This is a genomic window from Flavivirga amylovorans, from assembly GCF_030540875.1.
Lineage (GTDB): Bacteria > Bacteroidota > Bacteroidia > Flavobacteriales > Flavobacteriaceae > Flavivirga > Flavivirga amylovorans.
Map to the genome: position 1 here is coordinate 281,282 of NZ_JAUOEM010000001.1, position 18,759 is coordinate 300,040.

At 31.2% G+C, this 18,759-nt stretch carries 19 protein-coding genes; 9 read left to right on the top strand and 10 right to left on the bottom strand.

Annotated features, from left to right (window positions below; all coding sequences use genetic code 11):
- The first annotated feature begins 33 nt into the window (after nt 1–33).
- A complete protein-coding gene (locus Q4Q39_RS01050) occupies nt 34–951 on the top strand; it encodes a tetratricopeptide repeat protein (protein ID WP_303280521.1) in 918 nt (305 codons plus the stop codon).
- A 134-nt stretch (nt 952–1,085) separates the two neighbouring features.
- Nucleotides 1,086–2,447: a UDP-N-acetylmuramate--L-alanine ligase gene (locus tag Q4Q39_RS01055; RefSeq protein WP_303280522.1), complete on the top strand. Its 1,362-nt coding sequence runs from the start codon at nt 1,086–1,088 to the stop codon at nt 2,445–2,447.
- A gap of 62 nt (nt 2,448–2,509) precedes the next feature.
- Here Q4Q39_RS01055 and Q4Q39_RS01060 read toward each other — a convergent pair whose 3' ends face one another.
- From Q4Q39_RS01060 to Q4Q39_RS01080, 5 genes are all read right to left on the bottom strand, one after another.
- On the bottom strand, nt 2,510–3,721 hold the full coding sequence (locus Q4Q39_RS01060; RefSeq protein ID WP_303280523.1) for a hypothetical protein: 1,212 nt from the start codon (nt 3,719–3,721) through the stop codon (nt 2,510–2,512).
- A gap of 3 nt (nt 3,722–3,724) precedes the next feature.
- Entirely contained in the window at nt 3,725–4,564 is an 840-nt protein-coding gene (locus Q4Q39_RS01065; RefSeq protein ID WP_303280524.1) for a hypothetical protein, read from the bottom strand.
- A 330-nt stretch (nt 4,565–4,894) separates the two neighbouring features.
- Nucleotides 4,895–5,314, bottom strand: a complete 420-nt coding sequence (locus Q4Q39_RS01070) for a hypothetical protein (protein WP_303280525.1) — start codon at nt 5,312–5,314, stop codon at nt 4,895–4,897.
- Nucleotides 5,315–5,383: 69 nt separating this feature from the next.
- Nucleotides 5,384–6,466, bottom strand: a complete 1,083-nt coding sequence (locus Q4Q39_RS01075) for an N-acetylmuramoyl-L-alanine amidase family protein (protein ID WP_303280526.1) — start codon at nt 6,464–6,466, stop codon at nt 5,384–5,386.
- A gap of 80 nt (nt 6,467–6,546) precedes the next feature.
- A complete protein-coding gene (locus Q4Q39_RS01080) occupies nt 6,547–7,164 on the bottom strand; it encodes an FMN-binding negative transcriptional regulator (protein ID WP_303280527.1) in 618 nt (205 codons plus the stop codon).
- Between the two features lie 315 nt (nt 7,165–7,479).
- Here Q4Q39_RS01080 and radC point away from each other — a divergent pair, with 315 nt between their 5' ends.
- The 6 genes from radC to Q4Q39_RS01110 are packed head-to-tail and all read left to right on the top strand — an operon-like array spanning nt 7,480 to nt 13,075.
- Nucleotides 7,480–8,178, top strand: coding sequence for a RadC family protein (radC, locus tag Q4Q39_RS01085; RefSeq protein WP_303280528.1), 699 nt, complete (start codon nt 7,480–7,482; stop codon nt 8,176–8,178).
- Complete coding sequence (locus tag Q4Q39_RS01090) at nt 8,178–9,488, top strand: polysaccharide deacetylase family protein (protein ID WP_303280529.1); 1,311 nt, start codon at nt 8,178–8,180, stop codon at nt 9,486–9,488. Before radC ends, Q4Q39_RS01090 begins: the two co-directional genes overlap by 1 nt.
- Nucleotides 9,469–10,167 carry a YjjG family noncanonical pyrimidine nucleotidase gene (locus Q4Q39_RS01095; protein ID WP_303280530.1) on the top strand — a complete coding sequence of 233 codons (699 nt, stop codon included), beginning with the start codon at nt 9,469–9,471 and terminating at the stop codon, nt 10,165–10,167. The genes Q4Q39_RS01090 and Q4Q39_RS01095 overlap by 20 nt, the downstream gene beginning before the upstream one ends.
- Before the next feature lie 49 nt (nt 10,168–10,216).
- A complete protein-coding gene (locus tag Q4Q39_RS01100) occupies nt 10,217–10,780 on the top strand; it encodes a hypothetical protein (RefSeq protein ID WP_303280531.1) in 564 nt (187 codons plus the stop codon).
- 8 nt (nt 10,781–10,788) lie between these two features.
- Nucleotides 10,789–12,192: a DUF5723 family protein gene (locus tag Q4Q39_RS01105; RefSeq protein WP_303280532.1), complete on the top strand. Its 1,404-nt coding sequence runs from the start codon at nt 10,789–10,791 to the stop codon at nt 12,190–12,192.
- Nucleotides 12,182–13,075, top strand: coding sequence for a hypothetical protein (locus tag Q4Q39_RS01110; RefSeq protein WP_303280533.1), 894 nt, complete (start codon nt 12,182–12,184; stop codon nt 13,073–13,075). The genes Q4Q39_RS01105 and Q4Q39_RS01110 overlap by 11 nt, the downstream gene beginning before the upstream one ends.
- Nucleotides 13,076–13,101: 26 nt before the next feature.
- On the opposite strand, the gene Q4Q39_RS01115 is transcribed toward Q4Q39_RS01110, so the two are convergent.
- Entirely contained in the window at nt 13,102–14,379 is a 1,278-nt protein-coding gene (locus Q4Q39_RS01115) for a replication-associated recombination protein A (RefSeq protein ID WP_303280534.1), read from the bottom strand.
- Between the two features lie 265 nt (nt 14,380–14,644).
- Between Q4Q39_RS01115 and Q4Q39_RS01120 the strand changes: the two genes are divergently transcribed.
- Entirely contained in the window at nt 14,645–15,367 is a 723-nt protein-coding gene (locus Q4Q39_RS01120) for a rhomboid family intramembrane serine protease (protein WP_303280535.1), read from the top strand.
- Here the strand turns inward: Q4Q39_RS01120 and rlmB are convergent.
- The 4 genes from rlmB to Q4Q39_RS01140 form a co-directional block, all read right to left on the bottom strand.
- Nucleotides 15,364–16,098, bottom strand: a complete 735-nt coding sequence (rlmB, locus tag Q4Q39_RS01125; RefSeq protein WP_303280536.1) for a 23S rRNA (guanosine(2251)-2'-O)-methyltransferase RlmB — start codon at nt 16,096–16,098, stop codon at nt 15,364–15,366. The two genes, Q4Q39_RS01120 and rlmB, sit on opposite strands and share 4 nt — an antisense overlap.
- Nucleotides 16,099–16,165: 67 nt before the next feature.
- Nucleotides 16,166–16,648, bottom strand: a complete 483-nt coding sequence (locus Q4Q39_RS01130) for a lipid-binding protein (protein ID WP_303280537.1) — start codon at nt 16,646–16,648, stop codon at nt 16,166–16,168.
- 10 nt (nt 16,649–16,658) lie between these two features.
- Complete coding sequence (locus Q4Q39_RS01135) at nt 16,659–17,261, bottom strand: DUF5011/hyalin repeat domain-containing protein (RefSeq protein ID WP_303280538.1); 603 nt, start codon at nt 17,259–17,261, stop codon at nt 16,659–16,661.
- A gap of 15 nt (nt 17,262–17,276) precedes the next feature.
- Nucleotides 17,277–18,746, bottom strand: a complete 1,470-nt coding sequence (locus Q4Q39_RS01140; protein WP_303280539.1) for a SusD/RagB family nutrient-binding outer membrane lipoprotein — start codon at nt 18,744–18,746, stop codon at nt 17,277–17,279.
- Nucleotides 18,747–18,759 lie beyond the last annotated feature (13 nt).

The following is an 18,759-nucleotide window of genomic DNA, read 5'->3' on the forward strand; positions in this document are numbered from 1 at the left end:
AGAAAATTTTTGCTCCTTTTTCTACTACCTACAATGACTTTTAGTCAATCTAACCTTGACGGTATAGAAGCTCTTTTTCAAAAAAAACAATTTGGGAAAGCGGAACAAAAGGCTCGCGATTATTTAAAAACACATCCAAATAACTTGCAGGGCATTGAGTTATTGGGAGATGCTTATGGGCATCAAAAAAAATGGGATGCTGCTATTTTACAATATGAAAAGTTAGTAAAAAATAAAGAGAACCATGCCAATTACCATTATAAATATGGTGGTGCATTGGGTATGAAAGCCTTGTCTATTAGTAAAATAAAAGCCTTAGGGATTATAGGTGATGTAAAAGAAGCGTTTATGAAGGCTGCTGAGTTGGATAAAAAGCATATTCCTGCACGTTGGGCTTTAGTGGAACTATATATGCAATTGCCAGGTCTTATTGGTGGTAGTAAAAGTAAATCGTTGCTATATGCTGAAGAGTTAGAAACCCTTTCGAAAGTAGATGGTTATTTAGCAAAGGGGTATGTTTATGAGTATGATGATGAACCAGAATTAGCTGAAAAATTTTATAAAATGGCAATAAAAGAAGGGGGGTCTGTAACTTGTTATAATAAATTAACCACTTTGTACGAAAACGAAAAAGAGCCGAAAAAAGCCATTGAAACTATTGAAGCAGCTCATAAAAAACACCAACGAAATGCGATGCACTATCAAATTGGAAAAGTTGCCGCAGAATACAATGTTGAGTTGCAAAAAGGGGAGCGCTGTTTAAAGACGTATTTGGATAATTATTCAGCCGAAGATGGGGTTCCTAAAGCTTGGGCGAATTATCGTTTGGCGCAAATATACTTGCATAAAAAAAATAAACAAGAGGCATTGCGGTATATTGATTTGGCTATTGCTGAACTTCCTAAGGTTAAATTGTTTAAAAAGCATAAGGAGAAGATTTTTGATTTGTAGATTGGTGTACTAAGTACAATGTAGAGACTACTTAGTATTGTTTTTCAAATTTTAGTTTTACCAATAACCAAACAGCCATTAACTTTTATTGAGTTTAATTTGGAATTTGAAATCTGGAGGTTGATATTTGTTGTATGAACGTACATTTTATAGCTATAGGTGGTGCTGCTATGCACAATTTAGCCTTGGCATTACATAATAAGGGATATCAGGTAACAGGGAGTGACGATACTATTTTCGAGCCTTCAAAATCAAGATTAGATGCTAAAGGACTATTGCCTGAAACCTTTGGATGGTATCCAGAAAAAATTACTACAGATTTAGATGCTATTGTTTTGGGGATGCATGCGAAAGCGGATAATCCAGAATTGTTACAAGCTCAGGAATTGGGTTTGAAAATTTATAGCTATCCAGAGTTTTTGTACGAACAATCTAAACACAAAACCCGTGTTGTTATAGGCGGAAGTCATGGTAAAACAACCATAACGTCTATGATTTTGCATGTGATGCATTATCACGATAGAGATGTTGATTATATGGTAGGCGCCCAGTTAGAAGGTTTTGACGTGATGGTAAAACTTACCGAAGAAAATGATTTTATCGTGTTAGAAGGGGATGAGTATCTGAGTTCTCCTATTGACAGACGTCCTAAATTTCATTTATATAAACCTAATATAGCCTTATTAAGTGGTATTGCTTGGGATCATATTAATGTGTTTCCAACCTATGATAATTATGTAGAACAGTTTAACATTTTTGTTGATTCTATTGTTAGTGGTGGTAACATTAGCTACAATGAAGAGGATCCCGAAGTAAAACGTGTTGTTGAAGCTTCGAATAATACCATTCGCAAATTAGCATACCAAACGCCTGTATATACTGTAGAAAACGGACAAACCTTATTAGAAACTCCTGAAGGTGACTTGCCAATAGAAGTGTTTGGAAAGCATAATTTAAATAATCTTGCTGGTGCGAAATGGATTTGTCAGCATATGGGTATTGACGAAGATGATTTTTATGAAGCTATTTCCACTTTTAAAGGAGCTAGTAAACGTTTAGAAAAAATAGCTGAAAGTAAAACCAGTGTCGCCTATAAAGATTTTGCACATTCGCCTAGTAAAGTAGAAGCAACTACCAATGCGGTTAAAGAGCAATATGAAACTAGAACCTTAGTGGCTTGTTTAGAATTGCATACCTATAGTAGTTTAAATGCTGAGTTTTTAAAGGAATATAAGGGAGCATTAAATGCTGCCGATATTGCGGTGGTGTTTTATTCCCCACATGCGGTTGAAATTAAAAAACTTGAAGAGGTAACACATGAACAAATAGCTAATGCTTTTCAACGTGATGATCTTATTATTTATACCAATCCAGAAGATTTTAAGGACTTTTTATTTTCGCAGAACTTTGATAATAAAGCCTTGTTACTTATGAGTTCTGGGAATTATGGTGGATTGGATTTTGATACTGTTAGAGGAGTTATTGGGGAATTTTAGCTTATTATTCTCTATTTTTATAGGGTCTTCAGATTGTCGGGAATAAATTTATTAGTGTATAATTAGAAAGATTCTATATATATAAAATTTGTCAATCTAATATAATCCAAAATTATTTCATCTTCCTTTATTTTAGTGAGTACCCCATTGACATCAATGTATTTTAACTCCAAATTGAGAGATTCAAGTACGGGATATTTTCTCCTAATTAATTGTATAACTTCAATAAAAGTAGTATGCTTTTTAATCTGTAGATCACTTGAAGGAATTGCCAACTTAAAACTAGGTGAGTCACAAATGAGTGTTAGTTTTCTATTGATTATCATTCCTTGGTTATAATTATTAAATATTTCACCAATATTCTGTAAAAAAATACTACTCTCATTTCCTAATGGAGCTAATCTCGCTGCTGGGGTAGCAGTATCTTTATTCATTGCATTAATTCTCTCCGGCTGAAAAATTCCAAAAAACTCAAGTAGTTTATCGATAGGAGAAGATAAAAGCAAAATTAATATTTCCAATGCGTAGAATATTGCGGAGAGAATCATTTGCAAAGCATTAATGATCACAACCAAACCTTTAGCAATGATTGCTAAAAATATGTCAATTGATATCAATGCAATAGCTGCAATTATTGGAGTCATAAATCCAAGCGCAAAATAAAACCCTTTTATATAACCGTCATATTTTACAAGAGCATCACTTACATTTTCTTCAGCTAGTTCTTCATACCTAAAAAGTGCTAATTCTCCTTGTAAATAGGCTAACCCAATTAGAGCGAGGAAACAAAACGATATAAAGATTATTTTAAGCTTTAAGCTTATTGTACCTTTTGAAACGTTCTCTGGATCGTTAAATAGTATCCCTTGCAACAATCTTCGAAAATTAATTAGTTCGAGTCCTATAAACCCCAAAAAAGTGGAAATCGTTATATATGAAATAGCAGAAAATAAACTCCATGAAACACTGACAAAACCTAAGTTAACACCTTTTGTACCCTCAAAGGAAGTAGCGCCTATCACCTCATTTAATGTACTAAACTCTGACAAAACTAATACAACTGCAATAAGTACTATTATAAAATGTAAAACCTGTTGTCTGTAGTTTAGTCTAATTATTGAAGTGAATGCTCCAGTTAAAAAATTCGCAATAAAATCAAGAGGTCGATTAAGGTTCTGAATAAACCTAGAAATAAGGTCTAACAACTTATTTCGGAAAAAGTATAATCCAATAATGTTGCTTAGGATAAATCCAATTTCTTTTAAGTAATCCATAAATTAGTATTTTATGCATTGGTCAGGTGTTAAAAATTCTAAACTATTACATTTCAGTACATTCTTCCAGTCCTCTATATTGCTTTTATATTCATCTAAAGAAGTAAAATTATTTTTCGAAACATACCTGCCTACTATATTTATTCCCCCTAAATCAATTTCGATGTTTTTCAATCCATCTTTTTTTGTTGTCTCTTGAAAATCACTATATATACAGATATAAAAATCATGTCTCTGATATTGAACATCACTTAAATCAAATTTTATACTATTTAAAGCATTTATTATATCAGTTTCTCCTGAAGAATTATTTTTATAGTGTTCTTTAAAAGCCTCAATTCTCTTAATGGTTTCTAATTTCTCTACAGTTGCTTCTTTAAAAGCCTTTTCATTAAATATTCTTCTCCTTTTTTCATATCCCTTCATTTTCATGTCATGTTCAGGTTTTTTTTCTGAAAAGGAATATTTATCCGATGACAAATCAATTTTTAAAAACTGAGCATCATCTAAGAAGCTATTAGATTGTATCTTTTTTATAATTATACATTCTTTTCCAATAACCATTCGGTTTTCTATATGGTCAATAATTTCATCGCAAGCTAACTCAAAATAATTGACTGTTTCAGTTACTTCAGATAAGTTTTCTTGAATTTTATTAAATGATCCACTAATATCTAGAAAATAAACGGTTAGTTTTTTATTTGTTTTTTTATCTGAAGTGATAGACTCAGTTAGTTTATTTTCTTTGATGTTGTCAAAATCTATCTTTTCATTTGACTGATTCCCTGAACCACATCCAGTTGCAACAAAAAAAACAAGTATAATTACAAAAAAACGTTTCATATTCATTTTTATCTGGTTATTTTTGTTGGTTAAACGGAAGTAATATTCCTTATAATTTCAAACGCTTTATATTAATACAACAAAAATAAAAATTGGGTGGTATGATGTATGAAGTTATTTTTCTTAAAAACTTCAATATTGTTTTAATATTTTTCTATCAATGTATAATGTTCCAAAAGGAAAAACAAGCAACCAGAAACTTTTTAGGTTGTTTCTTAGAAACACCATTTTTTGCTTAACACTAACACGAAGTGTATTGAAAGTAAAAAATAGAAACAATGTTCTGTGAGCAGGATCATTATTTTTACCAAATCTGGATTGTGAATAAAACTACCTCCTCAAAAACTGCATGGCTCCAGTATTTAATTGAAAGTCTAAATCTGAAACAAAATAATCAATCTCATTATCTGGGAAACTGAGATTAATGTTACTGATAACATTGCAAATACCTTTATAATAATCTAAAAGTTTATAGTTGTCTGGATTCAAGTCTTCTTGCCTACACCAATCTAAAAAATCCGAAGATTCATTAATGGCTACGATGGCTCTAAAAACAATGATAAAATTTAATATAGGGTTGTAATAATCTAGATCATCATACTCATCCGAAACATGAATATTATATGTACTATTATCTATTTTTAAAACTATTGGAATTAATTTTTTGTCAATAGAAAGCCCTTTGCCCAACCAAATTGTGATCCCTCTGGTAGCAATAAAGTTTTGAATATCTGTGATCTCAGGGTACATTAATACTGAAATGTATAAATTAAAACCCTTTATTCAAAATTGCTTAAACACTTTCTTAATTAAATTTAATCAATATAGCCTTTTGCTTTCATTAAAGTCGACTAAGAGTCCGTTAAAGATCCATTTTGCTAACGCTTTTCTATTTTGATAATTGAGAATTCGCTTCTGATCTTTTTTGTTTTTTATATTGCCTAGCTCAATATATACCATAGCAGGCAAGGTTTTTTTTACTAAGTATAAGCCTCTAGATTTTACAGAGCCCGAATAGATCCTATTAGGTTGGTATTTAGCATATTTTTCTTTGAACGACTTATGAATATTTTTAGCTAATCGTTTTCCACTTTTACTGTTATAGTGATGATAGAAAAATACGTCTATGTTTTTACCTTTACTTCTACTGTCAATATGCGTTACAATAAGTCTTTGGTAAGCCCCTTTATGTTTTACATATAAATTATTTACAGTTCTTGTACGTTGCCTTAATCGTAATTTTTGACTTTTTGAAATGGGTTCATTTGGAAAGTTAACTTCATCGTAATCTACCTCAAGTATTTTTTCATCTCTAATACCATCATTTTTATCCTTAATAATGATATAGACCTTAGCGCCATTAGAAATGAGCTTTCTTGCCAACCGTAACGTAACATCATAGGCATATTCATCTTCAGAAATTAGTTTACCATTGTATGTTTCAATAGCTCCAGGATCTGGACCACCATGACCAGAAATTAAATAATAAACAGTACCATTTAGTGTGTCACTTTCTAAAGGAATATTTTCATAATCTTTACCAAAAATCGGATTATTAATTTCTTTTACTAAAGGCTTATTGTTGTTAGGTTTAGCATGAGCTTCAGGTGTCTTTTTATCTACTATAGGTGGTATTTCAACACGAACAATAGTATCTTTTTCTATACTTGGAAGTATATACGTTTTTCCCTTTATTAAAGTGAGGTTTTCTGTTAAGCTATCCTTATTTAGTTTAATAAAAGCTTTGTAGTGTTTTGTTGGTTCAAGACCATTATTACGAAGTATAGAATAAATGCCATCACCAGCATTAGCTGTTACTTTTTTTTGAGATGTTTGAGCAATAACGATACTAGATATAGCCAAATAAAAAAAGAGAAAAAACAGTTTTTTTAATATTTTCAATACTAATTAATTTTGAATCAAGACCTCAATGGTATAAAAATAACCACATCATTCTAATAAACAACGCTATATCTCTATTTTTATTTATTTAAATCGTCTTGATTTAAAAATACTTTATTTAAAAATTGTTCAATACTTTTTTGATTCGCTCGGATTAGTTCAGCTCTGGCGCTTTCCATATCACGAGGTTTTTTATCTTGTGAAAGTTTAAATTTACCTTCCCAATCAGTAATAGTGATTTCAAACATTTTGATATAATCTAAGTAACCTTCCATACTACGATTATCAGGTTCTAAAACGAATTTATGTTCTGGAGCTTCCAAAAAAGAAGTCATATCGATTAATGATTCTTTTAAAGACTCTTTACTTTCAATAGCTGTAACAGTAGCTTTTAAATGAACGATAATGTAATTCCAAGTTGGTAATTGTTTTGTTGCGTAAATACTAGGCGAGATATAACATTGCGGACCAGAAAATATAATAGTAACATCGTTATCATCTTTTAATAATTCAGCTTGGGGATTAAATTTATCTATGTGCCCAATAAGTTTCCCTTCATTATTATAAATTAAAGGTAAGTGGGTAATTAATGGTTGATTATCTTTTACTGAAATTAAAGTAGCTAAAGGATAGGCTTTAATTACTTCAATCATGTGATTAATATTGTTGTCCTGATGGTATTTTGGAGGATATTTCAAATGAATCTTTTAAATTTAAAGTGATGACTTATTAAATGAACTCATTTTGACTTTTTCTATTTCCTAAAAAATGGCTAAAATTCGCTCATAATTTTGTTACTTTTTTTATGCGTAAAACTGCTATGCCTTGCAAAAAATGCCTCATCTGAACAAATATTATCTCATTTTCGGTTAAAACAAAAAGTCAAGATGAGTTCAATGTATAAAACTACAATATTTATTTTTTAAAAGAACAGAAAGAAATTACTTACTTTATAAATTATTGATTTACTTTGTGTAAAATTAAAAATTCACAAAATAACGTATATCTAACCAATGCAAGAAAAGCTAGCATCGTTTTCAATAAAAAACTGGTCGCAAGGAGATCAACCAAGAGAAAAACTATTTTATAAAGGAAGAGAAGTATTAAGTGATGCAGAATTGGTGGCTATTTTAATAGGTTCTGGCAACAGAGATGAAAGTGCTGTTGCCTTATGTAAACGAATTTTAGCAAGCGTAGATAATAATTTAAGTGAACTTGGAAAACTATCTATCATACAACTTATGGAATTTAAAGGTATTGGAGAAGCTAAAGCAATTTCTATTGCTGCAGCTTTAGAATTAGGAAGACGTAGAAGAGTGGAGGATGCTTTACAAAGAAGTAAAATAATATCCAGTAGATCTGTTTTTGAACTCATGCAGCCAAAAATAGGGGAGTTAAAACATGAAGAGTTTTGGATTATTTATTTAAACAATTCTAATAGAGTAATTCAAAAAAATCAATTGAGTAAAGGAGGCATTACTGGTACTTTAGTTGATGTACGTTTAGTGCTTAAAAATGCTTTAGAGGTTGGAGCCACGGGCTTAATATTAGCACATAACCATCCGTCGGGAACTTTAAAACCTAGTGAATCTGATAAACAAATTACCAATAAATTAAAAAAGGCAGCTCAAAGTATAGATATAAAGGTGCTAGATCATCTAATTATAACAGAAAAAGCATATTTTAGTTTCGCAGATGAAACGCTTTTATAATGCTTTTAGTTTATACTCATAAAATATCACCTCGATTAAAATACATTTTTAAACATATTTGCTCTAGAATTCTAGGCGTAGAAGTAGATTTTACGACCAAAATAGAAACATTTATTGCGCACGATAGTTTAAAAATGTCTTACACAAAACAACAACTCGCTAATGAGTTTTTTATTAAAAGTCATGATATATTATTTGAGCAAGGACTAAATGATTTGGATATTAATATCCATGATTGGGAAAATACAAAATGCTTTTTTTTTAATGGAGATAAAAGTGCTATTCCTTTCGATATATTTGCTGCTTCTTTTTATTTATTATCACGATATGAAGAATATTTACCGCATGTAAAAGATGAATTTGGTCGTTTTACTGCAGAAGAAAGTTTAGCCTATAAGCATGGATTTCTTAAACAACCTGTGGTTGATATTTGGGCGTACAAATTTAAAGATGCTTTACAAACTCAGTTTCCTGAATTTAAGTTTCCAGAAAAAAACTATACTATTAAACCCATTATTGATGTTCCTAGTGCCTATAATTTTAGGCTGAAAGGAATAATTAGAACTCTTGGAGGTATGGCTAAAGATTTGGTTAGGTTTAGATTTAAAGGTCTGTATCTTAGAATTATGGTTATTCTTGGTTTTATGCATGATCCGTTTGATACTTATAAGTATATAATAAACAGACAAAAACATACCAAGTTTAAGTTTCTGTTCTTTTTTTTAATAGGCGACTATTCTACTTACGACAAAGGTATTAACCCTAATAAAAAGAAGTTTGTGTCGCTTATAAAACATATTGCAGATTATTGCATAGTTGGTTTAAAAGCTTCCTATTTTGCTGTTGATGATATATCTATTTTGAAGAAAGAAAAATCACGAATGGAAGCCATTTTAAACATCTCATTAAAAGCTTCCAGACATTCTTTTTCCAGACTTAATTTACCTAATTCATATAGAAATCTTATAGAATTAGAAGTAAAGGAAGATTATACCATGGGATATATCGATCAGATTGGTTTTAGAGCAGGATCGTGTACACCTTTTTTATTTTACGATTTAGATTATGAAGTACAAACTCCTTTAAAAGTTCATTCATATCACCTTTTGGATTATGCCTTGTTAAAAACACATTCTTTATTAGATAAAAAGAAAGTTTTAAGTGAGATCATTCATGAGGTAAAGCAAGTTAATGGCGAGTTTGTTACAGTATTTCACAATTATACTTTTGGTGCTGAAAGAAGATGGAATGGGTTTAAAGATTTATTTAATATTATTTTAGAATCTGCAAATGAAACAAACGAAACTTGAAGGGATTACAGATGTGTTTTTTGATTTAGACCATACCTTATGGGATTTTGATAAAAATTCTGCACTGACATTTGAAAAAATATTAACTTTAAACGATATTAATGTTGATATAAATAATTTTTTAGGTTATTATGTTCCCATAAATTTAAAGTATTGGAAATTATACAGAGAAGAAAAAATAGACAAAAAAACATTGCGTTTTGGAAGGTTATATGAAGCTTTTTCTGCAATTGGTTATCAAATTGAAGAAGCTGTTATCTATAAATTATCGGATGATTATATAACTTATTTATCAACGTTTAATTATCTATTTGAAAATACTTTTGAGATCCTAGATTATTTAAATCTCAATTATAATTTGCATATCATAACTAATGGGTTTGACGAAGTACAACATAAAAAGTTAACCCGATCTAATATTCATAAATACTTTAAAACAGTTACAAATTCAGAGATGGTAGGCGTTAAAAAACCAAACCCCAAAATTTTTAATTTTGCACTACAATTAGCTAATTCTAACAGTGCCCAAAGTGTTATGATTGGAGATAGTTATGAAGCTGATATTCTTGGCGCAAAAAATATTGGCATGGAAGTTGTTCTTTTTGATATTAATAACACAGCTGTTAATAATGATATTAATAGAATTAACAATTTAATCCAATTAAAGGAGTATCTATAATGTACTAATTCTCCTATTTTATCGTTAAGTCCTTAAATCTCTAACCTTTATGCGAAAGCGAATAATTAAATTCTTGTTTTTAGTCATTGTACCGTGTGTAAATTTTTTTTCTTGTGCAAAGGAAATTGATTTTGAGCAAGCCGATGATTTTGAAATTTCCCCTGTAATAGAATCCAGCCTTATATTTTTTGATGAGCCTGCTAGTTCTTTTTTTACTAGTAGTGCAGAAATAATTTCTATAAAGGATTCTATAAGTATAGAGGTTTTTAATAATGATTTTGTTGTTGATAATCTTATTAAAGCCGATTTTGTATTTGAAGCTACAAATTCAATCAATAGAACATTTCAAATACAAGTAGATTTTATTAACGATGCAGACCAACAAGTACATTCGTTCACACTTCAAGCTTTGTCATCAACAGATGGTAGTGACCTTTTATCAAATTATATAGAAGTATTTGAAGGCGATGAGTTAGACGCCTTAAAAAATACTTCAAAACTAGTATTCACCCTTAGCTTGTTACCTGGAGACACTATTAATCCAACTACACCAGGTAGAATAAAATTAAAATCAAAGGCTATTTTTTATTTGAATATAGGTGATTCCATATGAGAAAATTAATGATGTATTTTATAATTGTTTCGTGTTGCTTTTCATTCTCACAGAACAAGCAGTTACTTTATGGGTTTTCAGAAATACCACAATCTTTACTACTAAATCCAGGAGGTAAAATAACGAATGATTTCTATTTTGGGATTCCTTTACTATCACATATTCATAGTAATGTAGGTATTACTGGTAGTACTGTTTATGATATTTTCGCAAATGATGGTATCGATTTTAATACCAAGTTGCAACATGCTGTTTATGGTATGAATTCCAAAGATTTTTTTAGTGCAAACCAACAGCTAGAAATTTTTTCTGGAGGGTTTTCTTTTGGAAGTTCATATGAAAAGAATCAATATTTGAGTTTTGGTGTATATCAGGAATTAGATTTTATAGCTTATTTTCCTAAGGATTTGGCAGTTTTAGCTTTAGAAGGAAATCAGAATAATATTAATAGACCTTTTAAAACAAGTGATATAAATGTAACTGCCGAAGCTATTTCAGTATTTCATGTAGGCTATAATAAAAAAGTAAATAACAAACTTACTTTTGGTGTTAGAGGAAAAATATATTCGAGTATTGCAAACATAAATTCTACAAAAAACAAAGGACACTTTACAACTACAAATGGACAAAATAATTTTTATAACCATATCTTTAATTTAGATTTAGAAGCCCGAACATCTGGTCTGACGAGTTTAACAAATGATGAATCGGACTCAGGATCTGTCGTTAAAGACTTAACAAAACGTGTTTTTTTAGGAGGAAACCTTGGCTTGGGGTTTGACGTTGGAGTTACACGTCAATTGGATGAACAATGGAGTATGGATGTAAGTTTATTGGATATAGGTTTTATTAGACATAAAAAAGACATTGAGAATTATAAAATAGAAGGAAATTATATATATGAAGGTGTCGACCCTATTTTTACAGACACAGCAAACGGGCAAACAGCAGAAGATTACTGGAATGCAATTGAAGAAGACTTCGAAGATATATTTGAGATAGATACAACAACAGCAAAATATACAACGTGGCGACCTATTAAGTTTAATGCGTCATTAAACTACGCTTTTGGAGAAAAAAAATACAAAGATTGTAATTGCACAAGACCAGAAAAGAGCTATTTAAATAGTACCGGATTGCAATTATTTGCTATGAGTAGGCCTAAGCAAGCACAACTAGCACTAACAGCATATTATTATAGACGTTTATTTAATGGTTTACAGGTTAAAGCAACTTATACAATAGATTCTTACTCAGCATATAATGTAGGTTTGGGAATGTCTGCTAGATTGGGAGGGGTGAATTTTTATATAATGACAGATAATTTTTTACAATTAAAAAACATATATAATGCACAAAGTGTATCTTTACAGTTAGGGTTTAACTATATATTTAATAAAAATGAAAACTAAATTTTTCTCTTTAATTATAACATGTTTTATTGTTGCTAATGTTTTTTCACAATCTAATTTAAGCGATTATAAGTACGTGATTGTTCCTAATAAATTTGATTTTTTAAAACAGAAAGACCAATATCAATTAAATTCTTTAGCACAATTTTTATTTAAAAAATATGGATTTGAAGCATTGATGGAAGGAGATGCTTATCCTGAAGATTTAATTAGAAATAGATGTTTAGCATTAAGATCTGATGTATCTAAAGAAACTGGAATGTTTAAAACCAAATTAGCAATACAACTGAAGGATTGTAACGATCAGATAGTTTATTCATCTAATTTAGGAGAAAGTAGAGAAAAAGATTATGCTAAAGCTTATAATGAAGCTCTAAGAAATGCTTTTAAATCTATAGAAACTCTCAAATATAAATACAAACCTAATAAAAGTATAACAGGTTTACAAACAACTCAAAGTACCGAAGTTAGTAATGAAGTAACGCAAGAGATTGAGCAACTAAAGCAAGAGATTCAAAACCTTAAAAAGGAAAAAGAAGTAGAAGCTATAGCAAATAATACTAGTGAGGCTATTCAACCTAAATCAAAAGTAGAAGTAGCACCAGTAGTACCAGTACCTATAATTCAAGAAAAAACCAATAGCATAGAAACTGGTGTAAAAGAAGTGTTATCTAAGGTGTTATATGCTCAAGAAATTGAGAATGGGTTTCAATTGGTAGATAGTTCTCCAAAGGTAGTTTACAAAATCAGACAAACAAGACTTGATAATGTGTTTTTAGTAGAAAACACTAGTGCTATTATTTATAAAAAAGAGGGTATTTGGACTATTGAATATTACTCAAATAATACGCTTAAATATGAAGAATTAAATATTAAGTTTTAGCAACTAGTATTTAGTGCTGTAAGATATTAATATCCATATTTATCTTTCCAACGCTGCTTTAGAAACTCTTTGTGAGCATTTTCGCGAGCATTATTACCAGGTTCGTAAAGCTTTGTGCTTTTAATTTCATCTGGTAAAAACTCCTGATTGGCAAAGTTGAGATCATAATTATGTGCATATTTATAATTATCACCATAACCTAATTCTTTCATCAACTTGGTCGGAGCGTTCCTTATTTCCAAGGGTACGGACAAGTTGCCTGTTTCTTTAACTAATTGTTGTGCTTTACCAATAGCTTTATAAGCTGCATTGCTTTTGGGTGAGCATGCTAAATATGTAGCACACTGACTTAATATAATTCTAGATTCAGGGTAGCCTATTGTAGAAACGGCCTGGAATGCATTGTTTGCTATGACTAGAGCAGTTGGGTTGGCATTGCCTATATCTTCACTGGCTAAAATGAGTAACCTACGGGCTATAAATTTTACATCTTCACCACCTTCCACCATTCGAGCCAACCAATATACTGCAGCATTTGGATCGCTACCTCGTATCGATTTTATAAACGCAGAAATAATATCGTAGTGCTGTTCACCAGTTTTATCATAATGAACTGTATTACTTTGAACTCTTTCCAAAACAGATTCATCGGTAATGGTTATTTTATCAGAATCATAAGAATTTACTATAAGTTCAAAAATATTAAGAAGTTTCCTGGCATCACCTCCAGAAAGCCTTATAAGAGCATTCGTTTCTTTTAGTTTAATTGTTTTTTTAGAGATATATTCATCTTGCTCGATTGCACGCTTTAAAAGTAGCTCTAAATCGGTTTTATTAAAAGCATTTAAAATATAAACTTGACAGCGAGATAAAAGTGCCGAAATAACTTCAAAACTAGGGTTTTCTGTAGTAGCTCCAATGAGTGTAATCCAGCCTTTTTCTACTGCTTGTAATAAAGAATCTTGCTGTGATTTGCTAAACCTATGAATTTCGTCAATGAACAAAATAGGATTTTTTGTAGTAAATAATCCGCCACTCTGTTTCGCTTTATCAATAACATCACGAATGTCTTTAACACCAGAATTTATAGCACTAAGTGTATAAAAAGGCCTGCCAGATTCTGTAGCAATAATATTTGCAAGAGTAGTTTTCCCTGTACCTGGAGGCCCCCATAAAACCATAGAAGGGATTAAACCTTGTTTTATATGCTGTGTTAAACTACCCTGTTTACCAACTAGGTGATTTTGACTTACATAGTCATTTAAAGTTTTTGGTCTTAAACGTTCAGCTAACGGTTCATTCATAATGTAAAATTAAAGTATTTATACTGAACTTGTTTCAGTATCTATTATATTTTTAAGGAGATATTTTTCAAATTAATTAAAAAATAAAGCGCTGTTGCTTGATAAATAGTTCAGGAAATCTTTATCTGACAATTTAGCATTAAAGCAAATCTTGGTGAACTATTTGTTATCTTTATTTAGTATGAATGAAAACGACCAATAATTTTAATATATGGAACAATTTAGTTATGTGAATTACATCCGACTAAATAAAAAATAAGCCCAAATGAAAAACAGAGACCACTTTAAATTTTCTACAGGAGTTATTCTCTACCCCATCCTTTTTGTATTAGCTATTTGGTTAGTGTTTTGGTTTGAGGTACGTTTTGGCTTTAATTTTAGTAAATATGGGGTGTATCCTCAAAATTTGAAAGGTTTAAGAGGAATTATTTTGAGTCCGTTTATTCACGGAGATATAGAGCATATTTATCATAATACCATTCCATTATTTGTGCTATCCATGGCTTTGTTTTACTTCTACAAGCCTATTGCTTGGAAAGTGATACTATTTGGTATTTTATTCTCAGGATTTTTTACCTGGTGTATTGGAAGACCATCTTATCATATTGGAGCTAGCGGCCTTATTTATGTATTAGTAAGTTTCACTTTTTTTAAAGGTGTATTTGCAAAGCATTACAGGCTTATAGCATTATCTCTTCTGGTTATCTTTCTTTACGGTAGTATGTTATGGTATGCAGCTCCTGTAAAAGAAGGCATTTCATGGGAAGGACATTTGTCAGGTTTGGTTACAGGTTTATTATTTGCACTTTTCTTTAGAAGAAATATTGCAAAACCAAAAAAATATGTTTGGGAACAAGAAAGCTATAATGAAGAAGATGATCCTTTTTTACAGCATTTTGATGAGAATGGTAACTTTATTGAACGTATTGAAAACGAGGAGACCCCTCCTATTATAAATTACACCTATAAAGAAAATAAAGAGAACTAGAGACGTTGTCTTACTGCTTCATATAAAAAAGCACCACAAGCTACAGAAACATTTAAAGATTCAATGTCACCTAGTATAGGTAATTTTGCTTTTGCATCGACAACTTTCAAAGTAGAAGGGTTAATACCTCTGCCTTCAGACCCCATAATAATAGCACAAGATTCTTTAAAAGAAACATCATATAGTGTATTATTTGTTTTTTCGGTTGCGGCAATAACATTTATACCAGATGCTTGCATATAAAAAACGGCATCTTTAATATGGTCAACTTTACAAATGGGCACTTTAAAAACGGCACCAGCACTTGTTTTTATAGTGTCTCCATTTACTGGCGCACCACCTTTTTTCTGAATAATAATACCATCAACACCAGTACATTCTGCAGTACGTATAATAGCTCCAAAATTACGAACATCGCTTAATTGATCTAGTAATAAAAAAAGAGGTGTTTTGCCAGATTCTAAAACACTTAAAACTAAAGTCTCCATCTCATGAAACGCAATTGGAGAAATTTGAGCAACGGCACCCTGGTGATTTTTTCTGGTAAGCCTGTTAAGTTTTTCGACAGGAACATAAGAAGAGTTTATTGCATTTTTTCTTAAAATAGTTTCTAATTCGCTAAAAAGCTCTCCTTTAAGACCTTTTTGAAGAAATACTTTATCGATTGTTTCACCAGCATTAATTGCTTCAATAATAGCTCTAATTCCAAAAATTTGTGTTTGTTCTTGCATGGGGTAAAGGTATAAAAAAACCACCTCTATTGAGGTGGTTTTTTAGTACTAGTTATTTTATAATTGATTATTCATCTTCTAAGAAACCAGTTCTTCTGTAACCTGAATATACCCATATTTCACCTGGTATATCAGAAAATTCAGCTGTAAATGTTATACTGTCTGTTACGGTGCCACTAGGCGCTGTTGCTCCATCAGTAATTATTTGACCATCAGTAACTGTAACTGTTACATCAAAATAGGTTTCTTCTAGATCAGTTCCAGAAAAAGTTTTGGATGCTAAGTCTAAGTTAACCTTAGCTTTTAAGCCCCAACCATGTTGTTGATCATCAAGCCACATTTCAGTAATTGAATTTGCAGACGTATTGTATGTGCTTATATGATCATGGGCATAATCTGCACCATCTCTAGTTATATTAACAACCCAATCACCAGCTATTTCTGCTATAGCTGTTGCGCCTGGGTCTGGGTCGCCACCTTCATCACAAGAAATAAATATGCTTAGTGTGAATAGTAGTATAACCGATTTTATTATATTTATTTTTTTCATAATTATTATTTTATTGATATTTAAAAGTGTAACCAAATCCATAAGGGTTTACAAATGTTGTAAATTGCCTCTCTATTGGATCATATGTTAAATCAACAGAAGTTGCACCAAATGGATATACTTGAGGTATTTCAGAGATTGTGTCTCCATCCATTTGAAACCACATTGGGAAAGTACCACCAAAAGCAAAATCCGTTACAAAAAATATACTAGTAGTACCTTCAACTAAACTAATTATGCCAGTTCTTTCATTTCTAGTGGTATCAAATATGTTACCTGATACATCTGTACCAATAATGTTAGGGTCATGTACGATTACTTTTTGAGTAGCATTAATTCCAAATCCGTCAGAATTTACAGCAGAATATACGACATCATAAACTCCTGGAACATTAACATCTATATCTGAACTAAATTCTACTGGTAATTCTTCTCCTGCTTCAATTGCAGTTGCAGCTGCACTAAATGGAACCCCCATAGGATGTACTACTATAGCTTCAAATTCAAAAAGAGGAAGGTTTGTTATACTGTTAACGTTTCCTGTAGACTCTGTTTCACAAGAGCTAAAGATAAGCAATGTGATACATGCAATATATTTAATTATTTCTTTCATGATTTTCAATTTTTATTATTGATTCCACCAAATTGGTGTTGTGATTGGTACTATCGCAGGAGCATTTAGATTCGTCGATGTTTCTCCAGCAGGGTATAATAAACGCTGAGGGAAACCAGTCCCTAATACACCATTAACAGAAACTGCAAATTGTCCAGGAATATAACCAGCATCTGTTTGTGGAACTGAAGATGTTTCAGGAATACCAGTTCTGTGCCATTCAAAGAAAGCTTCGGCGCCATTTCCAGGATAACTAGCAACCCATTTTTGAGTAATTATTGCAGTTAGATTTTGCTCGAAAGTCCCTGCTGGATACTCATATGCACCAGTAGCAGCTACAAATGCAGAACCGTCTAAGCTCCATTTGTTAAAGTTTTCTATAACTGCAGCATCATACATTGCTTTTGCACCTGTACCACTATTATAGCGTTCCATAGCTTCAGCTTGCATAAATAAACTTTCTTCATGACTTATAAAGTAAACAGGTGTCGTTGGGCTTAATATAGATACTGCAAAGGTATTTGGTCCCGCTGGATTATTAAAGTCTCCTTGATCTACAGAATTTAATGGAGTATCAGGATCATCAGTATAAAACAATGCTTTTCTTGGATCTGCGTTTTCAGTTAAATAAGAAAACATTGTAGTACTTGCTCTTAAATTAAGTGCTGTATTTAATTGTCTTTTATCAGATTCGAATAAAGGATTACTTTGATTAGGTGCGTCTATAAATTTATGCTGTTCAATTAAACCTAAGCCAGCATCAGTATCTAAAAAGGTCACATTAGCATTTAGCATAGCTGTAATTCCTGCTTGAGCAACAGAAGGTCTAGCTTCAGTTTGACGTAAAAATATCTTAAGTTTAAGTGTATTTGCAAACTTAACCCAGTTACTCATTGTGCCTCCAAAAACTAAATCATCAACTCCAGGTGCATCACCTGTAGAGGTTGTTAAATTACGACTTAGAGCATCATCAAGGTCAGTAATCATATTATCGTAAACGGCTTCACCTGTATCAAAATTAGGTTGAAAAATTAAAGGGTCATTCGCTTCACTATATGGAATATCGCCATACCAATCAGTAAGCATGTGAGAAATGTATGTCTCTAAAACAGTAGCTATCAAATAGTAATTCCAGTTTTCGGCAGCAAGTGCTTTTCTTTTAATATTTCTTATATCTAAAAGCCCATCATAAGTGTTACGCCATCCACTTTCAGCAATGGCATCTGTAGTTCCAAGTGCATAGCTGTCAACGACACGATATTGACTTGACCCAGGGCTTTGTGACCACATTTGTGCCCAAATACCACCTATTAATGCCCAGTTAGCTCCTTGTACACCAGCTACAGCTGTAATACTAGCCGGTAATTCAACCGCAAAAGTTAAATCATCTGGAGTTAGAAGGTCAGGGTCTCTGTTTATATCTAAATTTGATTCACAAGATATTAACATCCCGAATCCTATTAATAATATTATTATTTTTTTCATTAGTATATTTTTT